The 15,040-nt window shown below is 75.7% G+C and carries 11 protein-coding genes; 1 reads left to right on the top strand and 10 read right to left on the bottom strand.

Going from position 1 to position 15,040, the window contains the following annotated elements:
- Positions 1-85 precede the first annotated feature (85 nt).
- Positions 86-724, bottom strand: coding sequence for a pyridoxamine 5'-phosphate oxidase (gene pdxH, locus ACIQCH_RS11840; protein ID WP_402580635.1), 639 nt, complete (start codon positions 722-724; stop codon positions 86-88).
- A gap of 349 nt (positions 725-1,073) precedes the next feature.
- On the opposite strand from pdxH, the gene ACIQCH_RS11835 reads away from it, so the two are divergent.
- On the top strand, positions 1,074-2,180 hold the full coding sequence (locus ACIQCH_RS11835; protein WP_402580504.1) for a citrate synthase 2: 1,107 nt from the start codon (positions 1,074-1,076) through the stop codon (positions 2,178-2,180).
- 118 nt (positions 2,181-2,298) lie between these two features.
- On the opposite strand, the gene ACIQCH_RS11830 is transcribed toward ACIQCH_RS11835, so the two are convergent.
- From ACIQCH_RS11830 to ACIQCH_RS11790, 9 genes are all read right to left on the bottom strand, one after another.
- A complete protein-coding gene (locus ACIQCH_RS11830; RefSeq protein WP_402580634.1) occupies positions 2,299-2,922 on the bottom strand; it encodes a TetR/AcrR family transcriptional regulator in 624 nt (207 codons plus the stop codon).
- Positions 2,922-3,662, bottom strand: coding sequence for an enoyl-CoA hydratase family protein (locus ACIQCH_RS11825; RefSeq protein WP_402580503.1), 741 nt, complete (start codon positions 3,660-3,662; stop codon positions 2,922-2,924). The genes ACIQCH_RS11830 and ACIQCH_RS11825 overlap by 1 nt, the downstream gene beginning before the upstream one ends.
- A 405-nt stretch (positions 3,663-4,067) precedes the next feature.
- Positions 4,068-5,240: an acyl-CoA dehydrogenase family protein gene (locus ACIQCH_RS11820; protein ID WP_402580502.1), complete on the bottom strand. Its 1,173-nt coding sequence runs from the start codon at positions 5,238-5,240 to the stop codon at positions 4,068-4,070.
- Positions 5,237-7,315 carry a biotin carboxylase N-terminal domain-containing protein gene (locus ACIQCH_RS11815; RefSeq protein ID WP_402580501.1) on the bottom strand — a complete coding sequence of 693 codons (2,079 nt, stop codon included), beginning with the start codon at positions 7,313-7,315 and terminating at the stop codon, positions 5,237-5,239. Before ACIQCH_RS11815 ends, ACIQCH_RS11820 begins: the two co-directional genes overlap by 4 nt.
- A 5-nt stretch (positions 7,316-7,320) precedes the next feature.
- Entirely contained in the window at positions 7,321-8,919 is a 1,599-nt protein-coding gene (locus ACIQCH_RS11810; RefSeq protein ID WP_402580500.1) for an acyl-CoA carboxylase subunit beta, read from the bottom strand.
- A gap of 93 nt (positions 8,920-9,012) precedes the next feature.
- Positions 9,013-10,773 carry an acyclic terpene utilization AtuA family protein gene (locus tag ACIQCH_RS11805; RefSeq protein WP_402580499.1) on the bottom strand — a complete coding sequence of 587 codons (1,761 nt, stop codon included), beginning with the start codon at positions 10,771-10,773 and terminating at the stop codon, positions 9,013-9,015.
- Positions 10,766-11,572, bottom strand: coding sequence for a TIGR03084 family metal-binding protein (locus tag ACIQCH_RS11800; RefSeq protein ID WP_402580498.1), 807 nt, complete (start codon positions 11,570-11,572; stop codon positions 10,766-10,768). Before ACIQCH_RS11800 ends, ACIQCH_RS11805 begins: the two co-directional genes overlap by 8 nt.
- 241 nt (positions 11,573-11,813) lie before the next feature.
- Positions 11,814-12,815 carry an EamA family transporter gene (locus tag ACIQCH_RS11795; RefSeq protein WP_402580497.1) on the bottom strand — a complete coding sequence of 334 codons (1,002 nt, stop codon included), beginning with the start codon at positions 12,813-12,815 and terminating at the stop codon, positions 11,814-11,816.
- Positions 12,816-12,870: 55 nt separating this feature from the next.
- The gene (locus ACIQCH_RS11790) at positions 12,871-14,850 is read right to left on the bottom strand and encodes a serine/threonine-protein kinase (protein WP_402580633.1); all 1,980 of its coding nucleotides are present in this window, start codon (positions 14,848-14,850) and stop codon (positions 12,871-12,873) included.
- Positions 14,851-15,040: the final 190 nt, after the last annotated feature.

The raw sequence follows: 15,040 nt of genomic DNA, 5'->3' as shown, positions 1-15,040 counted from the left end.
CGTTCGTCGCCGGTCTTCGGCTTCGTCGCCGCCCGTCGCCGCCCGTCGCGGCTCGTCGCGGCCCGTGGGCTTCGTCGACGTCCGCTCAGGGGCAGAGCCGCTCCAGCCGCCACGCCGCGGCGCCGTGCCCCTCGGCCACGCGCACGTACCGCAGCCGGTCGTGCAGGCGGTTCTCGTGGCCCTGCCAGAACTCGACCTCGTCGGGTGCGACGCGGAAGCCGCCCCACTCCGTCGGCACCGGCACCTGCTCCCCCTCCGGGTAGCGGGCCTCCAGCTCGGCGTAGCGCCGGTCCAGCTCGGCCCGGGAGTCGATCACCTGCGACTGGTCGCTGGCCCAGGCGCCCAGCTGGGAGCCGTGCGGGCGGGAGCGGAAGTAGGCGGCCGTCTCGTCGCGGCCCACGCGCACCGCCGTGCCGGTGACGATCACCTGGCGGGCGATGGGGTGCCAGGGGAAGAGCAGCGCCACCTGCGGGTTGGCGCCCAGCTCGCGGCCCTTGCGGGAGCCGTAGTTGGTGTAGAAGACGAAGCCCCGCGAGTCGAACTGCTTCAGCAGGACCGTGCGGGAGCTCGGGCGGCCCTCCGGCGTGGCGGTCGAGACGACCATGGCGTTGGGTTCGAAGACGTGCGCGGCGGCGGCCTGCCGGAACCAGCGGGCGAACTGGTCCATGGGGTCGTCGGCGAGGTCGGCCTCGGCGACGATCTCGGAGCGGTACTGCTTGCGCATGACGGCGGGATCAAGGTCCTGGTTCGGCACACGGCCATCCTGCCGCAGCGGGGGCGCGGCGCCCCCGCGGGCACCGGACCGGGTGCAGGATGTGCGGCACGTCACGCTTCCACGCGCCCCCGTGACCGTACAGACTCGTACGGCTGGGCCGCCGGGATGACCGCCGCCCCGGAGGCGGGTTGTCACCGCGAACGCGGTGGGTGACCTTCCGCCGCACGGGGCATGACGGGGATGCGCCCGCGCCGCACCGCGTGTCGTACGCGTACAAAGGTGTACGCATCCAACCGTTTCCACTTGTTCTTGACGCCTGGTCACAGCCGTACGCCGCACTAATCTGAGGAGCCGCCTGATGTCCGACTTCGTACCCGGACTCGAAGGGGTCGTCGCGTTCGAGACGGAGATCGCCGAGCCCGACAAGGAAGGCGGGGCCCTTCGCTACCGGGGTGTCGACATCGAAGACCTGGTCGGCCACGTGTCCTTCGGGAACGTGTGGGGCCTGCTGGTCGACGGTGCCTTCAACCCCGGCCTGCCCGCGGCCGAGCCCTTCCCGATCCCGGTGCACTCCGGCGACATCCGCGTGGACGTGCAGTCCGCGCTCGCGATGCTGGCCCCGGTGTGGGGTCTGAAACCGCTGCTCGACATCGACGAGCAGACCGCCCGCGACGACCTCGCCCGGGCCGCCGTCATGGCGCTGTCGTACGTCGCCCAGTCCGCGCGCGGCCAGGGCCTGCCCATGGTGCCGCAGCGGGAGATCGACAAGGCCGAGTCGGTCGTCGAGCGGTTCATGATCCGCTGGCGCGGCGAGCCGGACCCGAAGCACGTCAAGGCCGTGGACGCGTACTGGACCTCGGCGGCCGAACACGGCATGAACGCCTCGACCTTCACCGCCCGCGTCATCGCCTCCACCGGTGCCGACGTGGCCGCCGCCCTGTCGGGCGCGGTGGGCGCCATGTCCGGCCCGCTGCACGGCGGCGCGCCCTCGCGCGTCCTCGGCATGATCGAGGAGATCGAGCGCACCGGCGACGCCGTGGCGTACGTGAAGAAGGCCCTGGACAAGGGCGAGCGCCTGATGGGCTTCGGGCACCGCGTGTACCGCGCCGAGGACCCCCGCGCCCGCGTGCTGCGCCGGACCGCCAAGGAGCTGGGCGCGCCCCGCTTCGAGGTGGCGGAGGCGCTGGAGAAGGCGGCGCTGGAGGAGCTGCACGCCCGCCGTCCCGACCGGGTGCTGGCCACGAACGTCGAGTTCTGGGCCGCCATCATGCTGGACTTCGCCGAGGTCCCGGCGCACATGTTCACGTCGATGTTCACCTGTGCCCGTACGGCGGGCTGGTCGGCGCACATCCTGGAGCAGAAGCGGACGGGGCGTCTGGTGCGCCCCTCGGCCCGCTACATCGGCCCGGGCTCGCGCGACCCGCGTTCCATCGAGGGGTACGCGGACATCGCCTCCACCGCCTGATCCGTCCCGGCTGCCGCCGTCGAGCGCGCCGTGCCCCGTCGTGGGGTGCGGCGCGTTCGCGCGTTCGGGCGGGATGCGTGGGGGGGTGCGGGGGGTGCGGAGGTGCGGGTGGGTGGCGTCAGCGGGACGGCTCGGGCGGGTGCGCGGCGCCGAGGGCCGTGTCGAGGACGAGCGACCACTGCGCGACGACGCGGGCGCGGCGGGCGGCGTCGTCCGTCAGGAGGTTGGCCAGGCCGAGGCCGCGGGCCATGTCGAGCAGGCCCTGGACGGTCTCGCGGGTGCCGGGCCGGGACTCGTCGGCGCCGAGGAGCTCGACGGCGATGCGGTGGGTCTCGCGGCCCACGCGGGCTTCGAGCTCGGTGACGCGGGGGCGCAGCTGGTCCTCGTTGGAGGCGGCCACCCACAGCTGCAGGGCGGCCCGGAAGAGGGTGCCGGTGTAGAGGTCGACCAGCGCACCCACGACGGCGGGACGGGCGGCCCGGCCGGTGCCCGCCGCGAAGAGCCCGCGCAGGGCCGCCGAGCGCTCCTCCGCGACGTACTCGACCGCGGCGGTGAAGAGGTCCTCCCGGGTCGGGAAGTGGTGCTGGGCCGCCCCCCGGGAGACTCCGGCGCGCTCGGCGACCACGGCCACGGTGGAGCCGGCCCAGCCGTGTTCGGCCAGGCAGGCGACGGCGGCTTCGAGGAGCCGCTGCCGGGTGGCGCGGCTGCGGTCCTGCTTGGGAGGGTGCGTCACGACGCTCATCATGCCCACGACGGGTTGCGGCGCTCGAAGCGGGCGGTGATGCCCTCGCGGGCCTCGGGCGAGGCGAAGACGCGGGCCGACAGGGCCGCGAGGTCGGCGCCGTCGCGCGCGAGGGCCTCCCGGACCGGTGCGGTCAGCAGGCGCTTGGTCTCCGCGAGGGCGAGGGGACCGGCCTTGCGCAGGCCGTCGAGGACCGGCGCGAGGGCCGCGTCGACGTCCTCGGCGTGCAGGGTGAGCAGCCCGATGCGGGTGGCCTCGGCCGCGTCGAAGGCCTCGGCGGTCAGGAAGTAGCGGGCCGCGGCGCGCGGGTCGAGCCGGGGCAGCAGGGGGGCGGAGATGACGGCCGGGACGACGCCGAGGTGGGTCTCGGTGAAGGCGTACGAGGAACCCGGCCCGGCGGCGGCGATGTCGCAGGCGCCCAGCAGCCCCAGCCCGCCGGCCCGGACGTGCCCGGTGACGCGTCCGACCACCGGCTTCGGGTGCGCGGCGAGCTCGGTCAGCAGCGCGAGGAAGTCGGCCGGGTCGCACGGGGACTTCAGGTCGGCGCCCGCGCAGAAGGTGTTACCGGTGTGGGTCAGCACGACGGCCCGGACGGCCGGGTCGGCCGCCGCGGCCGCGAGGCCGGCGCGCAGCTGCGCGACGAGGCCCGCGGAGAGCGCGTTGCGGTTCTGCGGCGAGTCGAGGGCGAGGGTGGCGATGCCGTCGGCTCGCGCGGTGGCGACCAGGGGGGCCGGGTCCATGCCGCTCCTTCGGGGGGGTGGGTGGGTTGGGTGGGTTGGGTGGGTTGGGGTGGGTGCCTGGGGTGGGTGCCTGGGTGCCTGGGTGCCTGGGTGCCTGGGTGCCTGGGTGCCTGGGTGCCTGGGTGCCTGGGTGCCTGGGTGCCTGGGTGCCGGCCGCCCCGTGCTGTGTGGGTCCCCTCGGCGCTTGACCCGGCATGGGCTGCAGGCCCTGCGGCAGGCCCACCCCTGGGGCTTCGGGGCCTTCGGCCCTGGCCTGCGGCCACCCCAGGCCCGGGCCTGCCTCCGGACCAGCCTCCCATGCCGCCTCAAGCGCCTCCCCCACACACCACGGGGCGGCCTGACGGGGCTTCGAGACGTGGGGGGGTCGGGGTCCGGCGGCGAACGGACGCCGCCGGACGGGTGCCGCTAGTACGACTTGGGCAGGCCGAGGGTCTGGTGGGAGACGAAGTTGAGGATCATCTCGCGGCTGACCGGGGCGATCCTGGCGACCCGGGACGCGGTGATCAGCGCGCCCAGGCCGTACTCGCGGGTGAGGCCGTTGCCGCCGAGGGTGTGCACCGACTGGTCCACGGCCTTCACGCAGGCCTCGGCGGCGGCGTACTTGGCCATGTTGGCGGCCTCGCCCGCGGCCAGGTCGTCGCCGGCGTCGTAGAGGTGGGCGGCCTTCTGCATCATCAGGCGGGCCAGTTCGAGCTCGATGTGGGCCTGGGCCAGCGGGTGGGCGACGGCCTGGTGGGCGCCGATGGGCTCCTTCCACACCTGGCGGGTCTTCGCGTAGTCCACGGCCCGGGCGAGGGCGTAGCGGCCCATGCCGATCGCGAAGGCGGCCGTCATGATGCGCTCCGGGTTCAGGCCGGCGAACAGCTGGAGCAGGCCCGCGTCCTCGTCGCCCACGAGCGCGTCCGCGGGCAGCCGTACGTCGTCCAGGACCAGCTCGAACTGCTTCTCCGCCGCCTGGAGTTCCATGGCGATGGGTGAGCGCGCGAAGCCGGGGGCGTCCCGGGGGACGATGAACAGGCAGGGCTTGAGGCTGCCGGTGCGGGCGTCCTCGGTGCGGCCGACGACGAGCGTGGCGTCGGCGATGTCGACACCGGAGATGAAGACCTTGCGGCCGGTGAGGACCCAGTCGTCCCCGTCCCGCCGGGCGGTGGTGGTGATCCGGTGGGAGTTGGAGCCCGCGTCGGGCTCGGTGATGCCGAAGGCCATGGTGCGGCTGCCGTCCGCGAGGCCGGGCAGCCAGGCGCGCTTCTGCGCCTCGGTGCCGAAGCGGGCGATGACCGTGCCGCAGATGGCGGGCGAGACCACCATCATCAGCAGCGGACTGCCGGCCGCGCCCAGTTCCTCCAGCACGATGGACAGTTCGGCGATGCCGCCGCCCCCGCCGCCGTACTCCTCGGGCAGGTTCACGCCCAGGTAGCCGAGCTTGGCGGCCTCCGCCCACAACTCGTCGGGGTGGCGGCCCTCGGCGGCGATCCGGGTGAGGTACTCCCGGCCGTAGCGCTTGCCGAGAGCGGCCACGGCGGCGCGCAGGGCCTGGTGTTCCGGGGTTTCGAGGGCGGTGCTCGGTGCGTGGCTCATGGCTGCGGTTCCTCCTGTACGACGGCCAGTAGGGCACCGACCTCGACCTGTCGGCCGGGGGCGGCGTGGAGCGCGGTGAGCGTGCCGGAGGCGGGCGAGAGGACGCGGTGCTCCATCTTCATGGCCTCCAGCCAGAGCAGGGGCTGCCCGGCGGTGACGGCGGCGCCGGGGGCCAGGCCCTCGGCGACCCGGACGACGGTGCCGGGCATGGGGGCGAGCAGGGATCCGGGTTCGGTGCGGTCCTGGGGGTCGGCGAAGCGGGGCAGCGCTTCGAGGGTGTGGGAGCCGAGGGCCGGGGTGCCGGTGCCGAAGGCGGCCGGGGAGTCGACGTAGATGCGGTCGGGACCTGCGGCGGGGTCGGTGTTCGATTTTTGTTTCACGTGGAACGTCCGCCGGACGCCGTCCACTTCGAGCACCACGCGGTCCGGGGCGGCCGTGAGGACGCGGACGCCGGGGTGGTCGAGCGGGCTGAGGCCGTCCCGGGTGTGGTGGTAGCGGACCTCGTGCTCCGTGCCGTCGGCGGCGGACCGGTAGCGGCGCAGCTGCGGTTGGGCGGGCAGGTTGCGCCAGCCGCCGAGCCGGGCCGTCACGCCGCCGGCCCGGCCGGCGGCCGCGGCCTGGGCGAGGGCGGCGGCCAGGGCGGCGAGCGACGCGTCCGGGGCGCCGTCGGTGAGGGCGGGGAGGTGGCGTTCGTAGAACCCGGTGTCGAGCCGGGCGGCTGCGAACTCCGGGTGGCGCAGGGAGCGCACGAGCAGGTCGCGGTTGGTGGCCAGGCCGTGGACCCGGGCCCGGCCGAGGGCGTGGGCGAGGGCCCTGACCGCCTCGGTGCGGGTGGGCGCGTGGGCGATGACCTTGGCGAGCATCGGGTCGTAGTGGACCCCGACGCGGTCGCCGTCGGCGTAGCCGGCGTCGACGCGGAGGGTGGTGCCGGCCGGGTCGGCGGGTGCGGCGGGGATGTCGAGGGTGTCGAGGGTGCCGGCCTGGGGCCGCCAGTCGCGGGCGGGGTCCTCGGCGTACAGGCGGGCCTCGACGGCGTGGCCGCGCGGGGCGGGCGGGGTGAGCGGCAGCGGGTGGCCCTCGGCGATCCGGATCTGGAGGGCGACGAGGTCGAGACCGTAGACCGCCTCGGTGACGGGATGCTCGACCTGGAGGCGGGTGTTCATCTCCAGGAAGTACGGCCGGCCGTCGGCCGAGACGAGGAACTCCACCGTGCCCGCGCCCCGGTACGAGACGGCCCGTGCGGCGGCGGTGGCGGCCTCGTGGAGCGTGGTGCGCAGGGAGGCGGGGAGCGCGGGGGCCGGGGCCTCCTCGATCACCTTCTGGTGGCGGCGCTGGAGGGAGCAGTCGCGGGTGCCCAGGGCCCAGACGGTGCCGTGCGCGTCGGCGAGGACCTGCACCTCGACGTGGCGGCCGCGTTCGACGTACGGCTCGGCGAACACCTCGCCGTCGCCGAAGGCCGACGCGGCCTCGGCGGCGGCCGCCGCCGTCTCCTCCTTCAGGTCGGCGAGGTCGCGCACGACGCGCATGCCGCGGCCGCCGCCGCCCGCGGCGGCCTTCAGCAGCAGCGGGAGGTCGGCCGGGGTGGCCGCGGCCGGGTCGACGGGCTCGAGGAGCGGCACGCCGGCGGCGCGCATCAGCTCCTTGGCGCGGGTCTTGGAGGCCATCGCCTCGATGGCGGCCGGTGGCGGCCCGATCCAGCGCAGGCCGGCGTCCTCGACGGCGCGGGCGAACTCGGCGTTCTCGGACAGGAAGCCGTAGCCGGGGTGCACGGCGTCGGCGCCGGCCGCGAGGGCGGCCTTGATGACCAGGTCGCCGCGCAGGTACGTGTCCGCGGGCGCGGCGCCGGGCAGGCGTACGGCCGCGTCGGCCTCCCGTACGTGCAGGGCGTCGGCGTCCGGGTCGGCGTACACGGCGACCGTACCGAGGCCGAGGGCGCGGGCGGTGCGGAAGACGCGGACGGCGATCTCGCCGCGGTTGGCGACGAGGACGCAGGCGAGGGGGGCGGGGGAGGCGGCCGCGGTGGGCCCGGTGGGCTCGGGGTGGCCGGTGGGCTCGGAGTGGGGTGTCGTGGTCATGGGGCTCACATCCGGAAGACGCCGAAGCCGCCGCGGGCGCCCTCGACGGGGGCGTTGTGGAGGGCGGACAGGCACAGGCCGAGGACGGTGCGGGTGTCGCGGGGGTCGATGACCCCGTCGTCGTAGAGCCGGCCGGAGAGGAAGAAGGGCAGGGACTCGGCCTCGATCTGCTGCTCGACCATGGCGCGCAGCCCGGCGTCGGCCTCGTCGTCGTACGGCGCGCCCTTGGCGGCCGCGGACGCGCGGGCCACGATCGAGAGCACCCCGGCCAGCTGCTGCGGTCCCATGACGGCGGACTTGGCGCTGGGCCAGGCGAAGAGGAAGCGGGGGTCGTAGGCCCGGCCGCACATGCCGTAGTGGCCGGCGCCGTAGCTGGCGCCCATGAGGACGGACAGGTGCGGGACGCGGGAGTTGGAGACCGCGTTGATCATCATGGCGCCGTGCTTGATGATGCCGCCCTGCTCGTACTCCTTGCCGACCATGTAGCCGGTGGTGTTGTGGAGGAAGAGCAGCGGGATGTCCCGCTGGTTGGCGAGCTGGATGAACTGCGCGGCCTTCTGCGACTCCTGGCTGAAGAGCACGCCGTGGGCGTTGGCGAGGATGCCGACCGGGTAGCCGTGCAGCGAGGCCCAGCCGGTCGCGAGGCTGGTGCCGTACAGGGGCTTGAACTCGTCGAAGTCCGAGCCGTCGACGATGCGGGCGATGACCTCGCGCGGGTCGAAGGGGGTCTTGAGGTCCGCGGGCACGAGGCCGAGGAGTTCGTCGGGGTCGTACGCCGGGGCCTCGGCCGGGCCGGGGTCGGGGTGCGCCTTGCGGTGGTTGAGGCGGGCCACGATCCGGCGGGCGTGGCGGATGGCGTCGGCCTCGTCGAGGGCGAAGTGGTCGGCGAGGCCGGAGGTGCGGGCGTGCATGTCGGCGCCGCCGAGGGACTCGTCGTCGCTCTCCTCACCGGTGGCCATCTTGACCAGGGGCGGGCCGCCGAGGAACACCTTCGAGCGGTCCTTGATCATCACGGTGTGGTCGGACATGCCGGGGACGTACGCCCCGCCGGCGGTGGAGTTGCCGAAGACCACGGCGATGGTGGGGATGCCCGCTGCGGAGAGCCGGGTGAGGTCCCGGAAGATCGCCCCGCCCGGGATGAAGATCTCCTTCTGGGAGGGCAGGTCGGCGCCGCCGGACTCCACGAGGCTGATGCAGGGCAGGCGGTTGCGCAGGGCGATCTCGTTGGCCCGCAGCGCCTTCTTGAGGGTCCAGGGGTTGCTGGCGCCGCCGCGGACGGTGGGGTCGTTGGCGGTGATCAGGCACTCGGTCCCCTCGACGACACCGATGCCGGTGACCATCGAGGCGCCGACGGGGTAGTCGCTGCCCCAGGCCGCGAGGGGTGACAGCTCCAGGAACGGGGTGTCGGGGTCGAGCAGCAGCTCGATGCGCTCGCGGGCGAGGAGCTTGCCGCGTTCGCGGTGCCGCTCGGTGTACTTCGGGCCGCCGCCGGCCAGGGCCTTCGCGTGCTCGGCGTCGAGCGCGGCGAGCTTGTCCAGCATGGCGTCGCGGTTGGCGGCGTACGCGGAGGCGAGGGGGTCGAGTGTGCTGCGGAGCCGGGTCACTGCGTGGGCCTCCTGGGAGGGTCCGGAGCGGGCGGGGCGCGGGCGGGGCTGGTGCGGGTGGGGTCCCGGGGACGCGGCAGGGTCCGGTGCGGGCTACGGCGCCGTCGGTCCGGGGGTGGTGGCTGCGGCCGGGGGTGCGGCGTCGAGCAGGTGCGCCGGTACGTCGACGTGGCGGGAGCGGAGCCACTCCCCGAGGGCCTTGGCCTGCGGGTCGAAGCGGTGCTGGGCGGCCACGCCCTCGCCCAGGAGGCCCGTCACGACGAAGTTCAGGGCGCGGAGGTCGGGCAGTTCGTGCCGGGTGACGGGGAGCGGTGCCGTCTCCGGGAGCAGGCGCTTGAGGGCGTCCACGGTGAGGGTGTCGCGGAGCCAGGTCCAGGCGGGGGCGGTCTCGACCCAGACGCCGATGTTCGCGTCGCCGCCCTTGTCGCCGCTGCGGGCTCCGGCGATCCGGCCCAGCGGCACCCTGCGGGTGGCTCCGCCGGGCCCGGTGGCGTCCGCCCGGGCTGCCGGCGCGACGTCCGGCTCGGTGGGGGCGGCCGGCGGGGCCGGCGCCGCGGCGGCGGGCGGTGGCCCGGCCGGGATCGGGAGGCGGGTGCCGTCCGGGAGGACGGCGGTGTGGGGGACGGTCGTGGCGGGGACGGGGGTGGCGGAGAAGACGCCGTAGGGGGTGGGGGCGGCGGGTGGGGCGGTGACGTGGAAGCCGGGGTAGCTCGCCAGGGCCAGTTCGATGGCGCGGGAGGTCACCGGGCGGCCGACCGGGTCCGGAGCCGGGTCCCGGACGACCAGGCGGAGCAGGGCGCTGGCGGTCTCCTCCGTCGGCGCGTCGGCGTGGTCCGTGCGGGAGAGCTCCCAGCGGACGGAGGCGATGCCGGCGAGGGTGTCGGCGAGTTGGTCCCGCACCAGGGCCGCCTTGGCCTCGATGTCGAGGCCGGTCAGGACGAAGACCACCTCGTTGCGCCAGCCGCCGATGCGCGTCAGGCCCGCTTTGAGGGACGGGGGCGGTGCCTCGCCCCGCACGCCCGAGATCGCGACCCGGTCCGGGCCCGCGTCGGCCAGCCGCACCGTGTCGAGGCGGGCCACCGCGTCCGGGCCCTCGTACCGGGCGCCCTGGGTCTCGTAGAGGAGTTGGGCGGTGACCGTGCCGGTGTCGACCACTCCGCCCGTGCCGGGGTGCTTGGTGATCACCGCGCTGCCGTCGCGGGCGATCTCCGCGAGCGGGAAGCCCGGCCGGCGTACGTCGTGCCGGGTGAAGAAGGCGTAGTTGCCGCCGGTGGACTGGGTGCCGCACTCCAGGACGTGGCCGGCCACCACCGCCCCGGCCAGCGCGTCGTAGTCGTCCGGCGCCCAGTCGAAGAACCACGCCGCCGGCCCGCTCACCAGCGCCGCGTCCGTCACCCGCCCTGTGACGACCACGTCCGCGCCGGCCCGCAGGCACGCGGTGATGCCCCAGCCGCCCAGGTAGGCGTTGGCGGTCAGGGCGTCCGGCACCGGGGCGTACGGCATCAGGTCGTCGCCCTCGACGTGCGCCACCGACACCGGCACCCCGAGCCGGGCCGCCAGCTTGCGGATGGCGTCCGCGAGGCCGGCGGGGTTGAGGCCGCCCGCGTTCGCGACCAGCCGCACCCCGCGCTCGTGGGCCAGGCCGAGGCCCTCCTCCAACTGGCGCAGGTAGGTCTTCGCGTAGCCGAGGCCGGGGTCCTTCAGGCGGTCCTTGCCGAGGATGAGCATGGTCAGCTCGGCCAGGTAGTCGCCGGTGAGGACGTCCAGCGGGCCGCCGGTGAGCATCTCGCGGAGGGCGGAGAACCGGTCGCCGTAGAAGCCCGACGCGTTGCCGATGAGGAGCCGGTCACGCATCGCGCGGCTCCCGGCCCTGCCCCGCCGGGCCCGCGAAGGCCTGGGCGATGTCCAGCCAGCGGTCGGCGTCGGCGCCGGTGGCGACGAGGGCCAGGTCGGTGCGGTGCGCCCGCTGGGTCACCAGCAGGCAGAAGTCGAGGGCCGGGCCGGTCACCCGCTGGGCGGCGTCCGCGGGCCCGTACGCCCACACCTCGACGCCGTCGGGGGCCACCAGCTCCACGCGGAACTCCGCCTCCGGCGCGGGCAGACCCCGTACCGCGAACGCGTAGTTCCGGGCCCGCACGCCGATGCGCGCCACGTGCCGCAGGCGGGCGGTCGGCGTCCGCGTCGCACCCAGGGCGTCGGCCACGTCCTGCCCGTGCGCCCAGGTCTCCATGAGGCGGGCGCTCGCCATGGAAGCGGCCTTCATCGGCGGCCCGTACCAGGGGAACCGCTCCCCGGCGTCGGCCGCCGCCAGCGCCTCGCCGAGGGCGCTGCGCCCGGCCCGCCAGCGGGCCAGCAGCTCGCCGGGCGGCAGGGCCGCGCCCTCGGCCGCGCCGTCGTCGACGAAGGAGTCCGGGGCGGCGAGGGCCGTCTCGACCTGCTTCGCGAACGCGTCCGCGTCGGTCAGGGCGAGCAGTGCGGCCCGGTCGGTCCATTCGAGGTGCGCGATCTGGTGGGCGAGGCTCCAGCCCGGGGCCGGGGTGGGTCGGGCCCACCCGGCCGGGTCGAGGTCCCCGACCAGGGCGTCGAGCTCCTCCCCCTCGGCACGGAGATCGGCGAGCAGGTCGGCGGGTACCGACGAGGACGGATCTGACACGGCGGACTCCCGACGACGGCGGCGGCTGGACGGCGCGACTCAGCGGCGTGAGACCGAAGCGTGGCAGGGGCCGGAAAAACAATCAAGCATGCTTGCATGATTTTTCGGCCAGGTCGGGAACGGGCAATCCGCCCGGGGTGACGGCGAGTTCACCCGGACGGGTGCGGCGGTGCACACCCGGGCCGGGAACGCACGAAGGCCCGGATCGGGTGGATCCGGGCCTTCGTCCACGACCGCGCCGTCAGGGGGCGTCGACCGGGGGAAGCCGCTTGGCCTGCGAGCGGACGGCGCCCATGCTGGCCGCGATGACGAGCCCGATCGCGAGGGCGTCGGTGAGGGAGAGCCCCTGGTGCAGGACCAGCAGGCCGGCCAGGGTCGCGATGGCCGGTTCCAGGCTCATCAGCACGGCGAAGGTCGGGGCCGGCAGCCGCCGCAGGGCCAGGAGCTCCAGCGTGTACGGGAGCACCGACGACAGCAGCGCGACGCCCAGGCCCAGCGCCAGCGTGCTGGGAACCAGCAGCTTCGCACCCGCGTCGGCGATGCCGAGCGGCAGGCTGAGCACCGCGCCGATGGCCATGGCCAGGGCGAGCCCGTCGGCCTGCGGGAAGCGCCGGCCGGTCCGGGCGCTGAAGACGATGTACGCCGCCCACATCGCGCCCGCGCCGAGCGCGAACGCGGCACCGGCCGGGTCCAGCGACCCCACCCCCGACCCGCCGGCCCCGCCCAGCAGGGCGACGCCGCAGAGCGCCAGGCCCGCCCACAGCAGGCTGGACAGCCGCCGGGAGGCGAGCACCGACAGCACGAGCGGGCCGAGCACCTCCAGCGTGACCGCGGGGCCCAGCGGGATGCGGTCCACGGCCTGGTAGAAGAGCCCGTTCATGCCCGCCATCGCGACGCCGAAGGCGGTCACGGTGACCCAGTCGGCGCGGGAGTAGCCGCGGATCCTGGGCCGGCAGACCAGCAGCAGCACGACGGCGGCGGCCAGCAGGCGCAGCGCGACCACGCCGGCGGCGCCCGCGCGCGGCATCAGCGTGACCGCGAGGGCCGCGCCGAACTGGACCGAGACGCCGGCCGCGATCACCAGCGCGACCGGGCCGAGTCCGCCGCCCCCGGCGGCCCCCGGGAGCCGCCGGGCGAGCCGCCCCCCGCCGCGCCGCGGGGCGGCGGGAGCCCTACCGGAGACGGCTCCCGCGGCGGCGGTGGCGGTCACGGCGGGCTCGGCGGCAGGGGCGGAATGCGTCATTCCAACAGGATAGTGCCGCGGTAAGGAGTATTCCTGCGTGTTTTCCCTTACAAGGTCAGCTCTCCTCGGGCTCCAGGGCACCGCGCCAGACCGTCACGTCGACGGTGGTGTGCTGGCTGGGGTCGTTCTGGCCCGACATCCCCTTGTAGGTGACCAGGGCGATGTTGCCGGACTTGGTGTGCAGGCAGATCTGGGCGCCCTTCGAGAGCGTCTCGACCAGGATCTCGTTGGTGAACCGCGTGGCCGTGCGGCAGGTGTCCAGGGAGCCCTTCTCGGCGGAGTCCAGCAGCACCAGCTTCGTGGTGTACGAGCGGAAGCGGCAGCCGTCGCTGCTGAGGCACTGGAGGCTGAGGTCGTCGGCGAACGGCGAGTCGTGCGGGGTGAGCGGGTCGTCCCCGAGTTCGAGGTGGTAGCCGGCCGGGAATTCGAAGCCCGGGTAGTCCGCCGGCTTGGGGTCGGTGCGCGGCCGCGCCGTGCCCGAGGCCGTGCCGCCCCCGGATCCGGCGGAGGCCGTGCCGCCGGAGGCCGTGCCGCCGGACCCGGACCGGGTGCTGCCGGTGGACCGGTGGGACTTCGAGTCGGAGGCACCGTTGAAGGCGCTCGAGAGCGCGGCGCAGCCGCCGGCCAGCAGCAGGATCGACCCGAAGACCGCGGCGAGGACCACCCCCGCACGGTTCCCGCCGCCCCCCGCGCCCGGGCCGGGGACGCCCGGCGGGGGCACGGGGGCGGGCGTCGCGTAGGGCCCGCCCGCGGTCGGGTATCCCCCGGTCGGGTATCCCCCGGTGGGGTGGCCCGCGGTCGGGTAGCCGTAGCCGCCCGCGGTCGGGTGGGCGCCGCCCGGCGGGGCGTACGCCGCGGTCGGCGGGTACGGCGTCTGGTACGCGGGGTGCGGAGCCGGGGTCACCGGAGCGGCCGCGGGAGCCGCCGGACCGGCCGGCGCCGCCACCGTCGGAACCGCCCCCGTGCCCGCCACCGGCGCCGCCGCCGGCATCGGGGGCGGCGTGGCGGGCCCCGTCGGGGTCGCCGGCGCGGTCGGCGGCGGCGTGGCGGGCGCGGTCGGCGGCGGGGTCGCGGGGCCGGCCGGGTGGGCCGGCGCCGTCGGCTGGTAGCCGCCCGCGGCCGCCGCGGCACCACCGGCACCCGCCGCACCCCCCGGGTCCACGGTCGTCGGCACCGGACCCGGCACCACCGCCACCCGCGAGGTGATGCCCGCCGCGAGCCCGCCGGGCAGCCAGTCCTCCGGACGCCGCAGCTGCGTGCCGCCGTCGGCGGCCCGGCACAGTTCCAGCACCTCGGCCAGCGTGGCGCGCCCATCCGGCTCCTTCACCAGGCAGCGCTCGACCAGCGGCCGCAGCTCCTCCGGGAGGCCCTCCAGCCGCGGCTCCTCGTGCACGATCCGGTAGAGCACGCCGTGCGAGGGCCCCTCCCCGTACGCGGGCGCGCCGAGGGCGGCGTACGCGGCCACCTGGCCGAGCGCGAAGACGTCCGTCGCGGGCCCGATCCGGCTCCCGGACGCCTGCTCGGGCGCCATGAAGGAGGGCGTGCCGACCGCCACGCCGCTCGCGGTGAGGGACGTCCCGTCCGCGGCGCGCGCGATGCCGAAGTCGATGACCCGCGGACCGTCGGAGGCCAGCAGCACGTTCGAGGGCTTGAGGTCGCGGTGCACGATGCCGGCGCCGTGGATCACCTGGAGCGCCTCGGCGATGCCGGCCACGAGCATGAGGACCGTGTGCGCGGGCAGGGCACCGTGCTCCGCGACCGCCGCCGCCACCGTCGGGCCGGGCACGTACGCCGTGGCCAGCCAGGGGGTGGCCGCCTCGGCGTCGGCGTCGATCACCGGCGCGGTGAACAGGCCCTGCACCCGCTGCGCGGACTGCACCTCCTGCGCGAACCGGCGCCGGAACTCGGGGTCCTCGGCGAACTCGGGCCGGATCACCTTGATCGCCACGGGCCGGCCGCCCGGCGTGTGCGAGAGGTACACCTTGCCCATGCCGCCGGCGCCCAGCCGGGCCGCCAGCCGGTACCCCGCGACCATGCGCGGGTCGTCCGCCGCCAGCGGCTGGAAGATCCCCTCGGCCGAGGGGACACCCCCGCCCGCCGCGGCCGCACCCGAGGCGGCCGCACCGGCCCCGTCCGCCGCGGCGCCGCCGCCCCCGGACTTCGACGCCGCACCGTCGAACTCGCCGTCCCCGCCGACCCCGTTGCTCATCCCGCGCCCTTTCGCC

Source organism: Streptomyces sp. NPDC093225 (assembly GCF_044753805.1).
Classification (GTDB): domain Bacteria; phylum Actinomycetota; class Actinomycetes; order Streptomycetales; family Streptomycetaceae; genus Streptomyces.
Note: the sequence above shows the minus strand (reverse complement) of the source record. Positions and strands in the feature narration are given on the sequence as shown.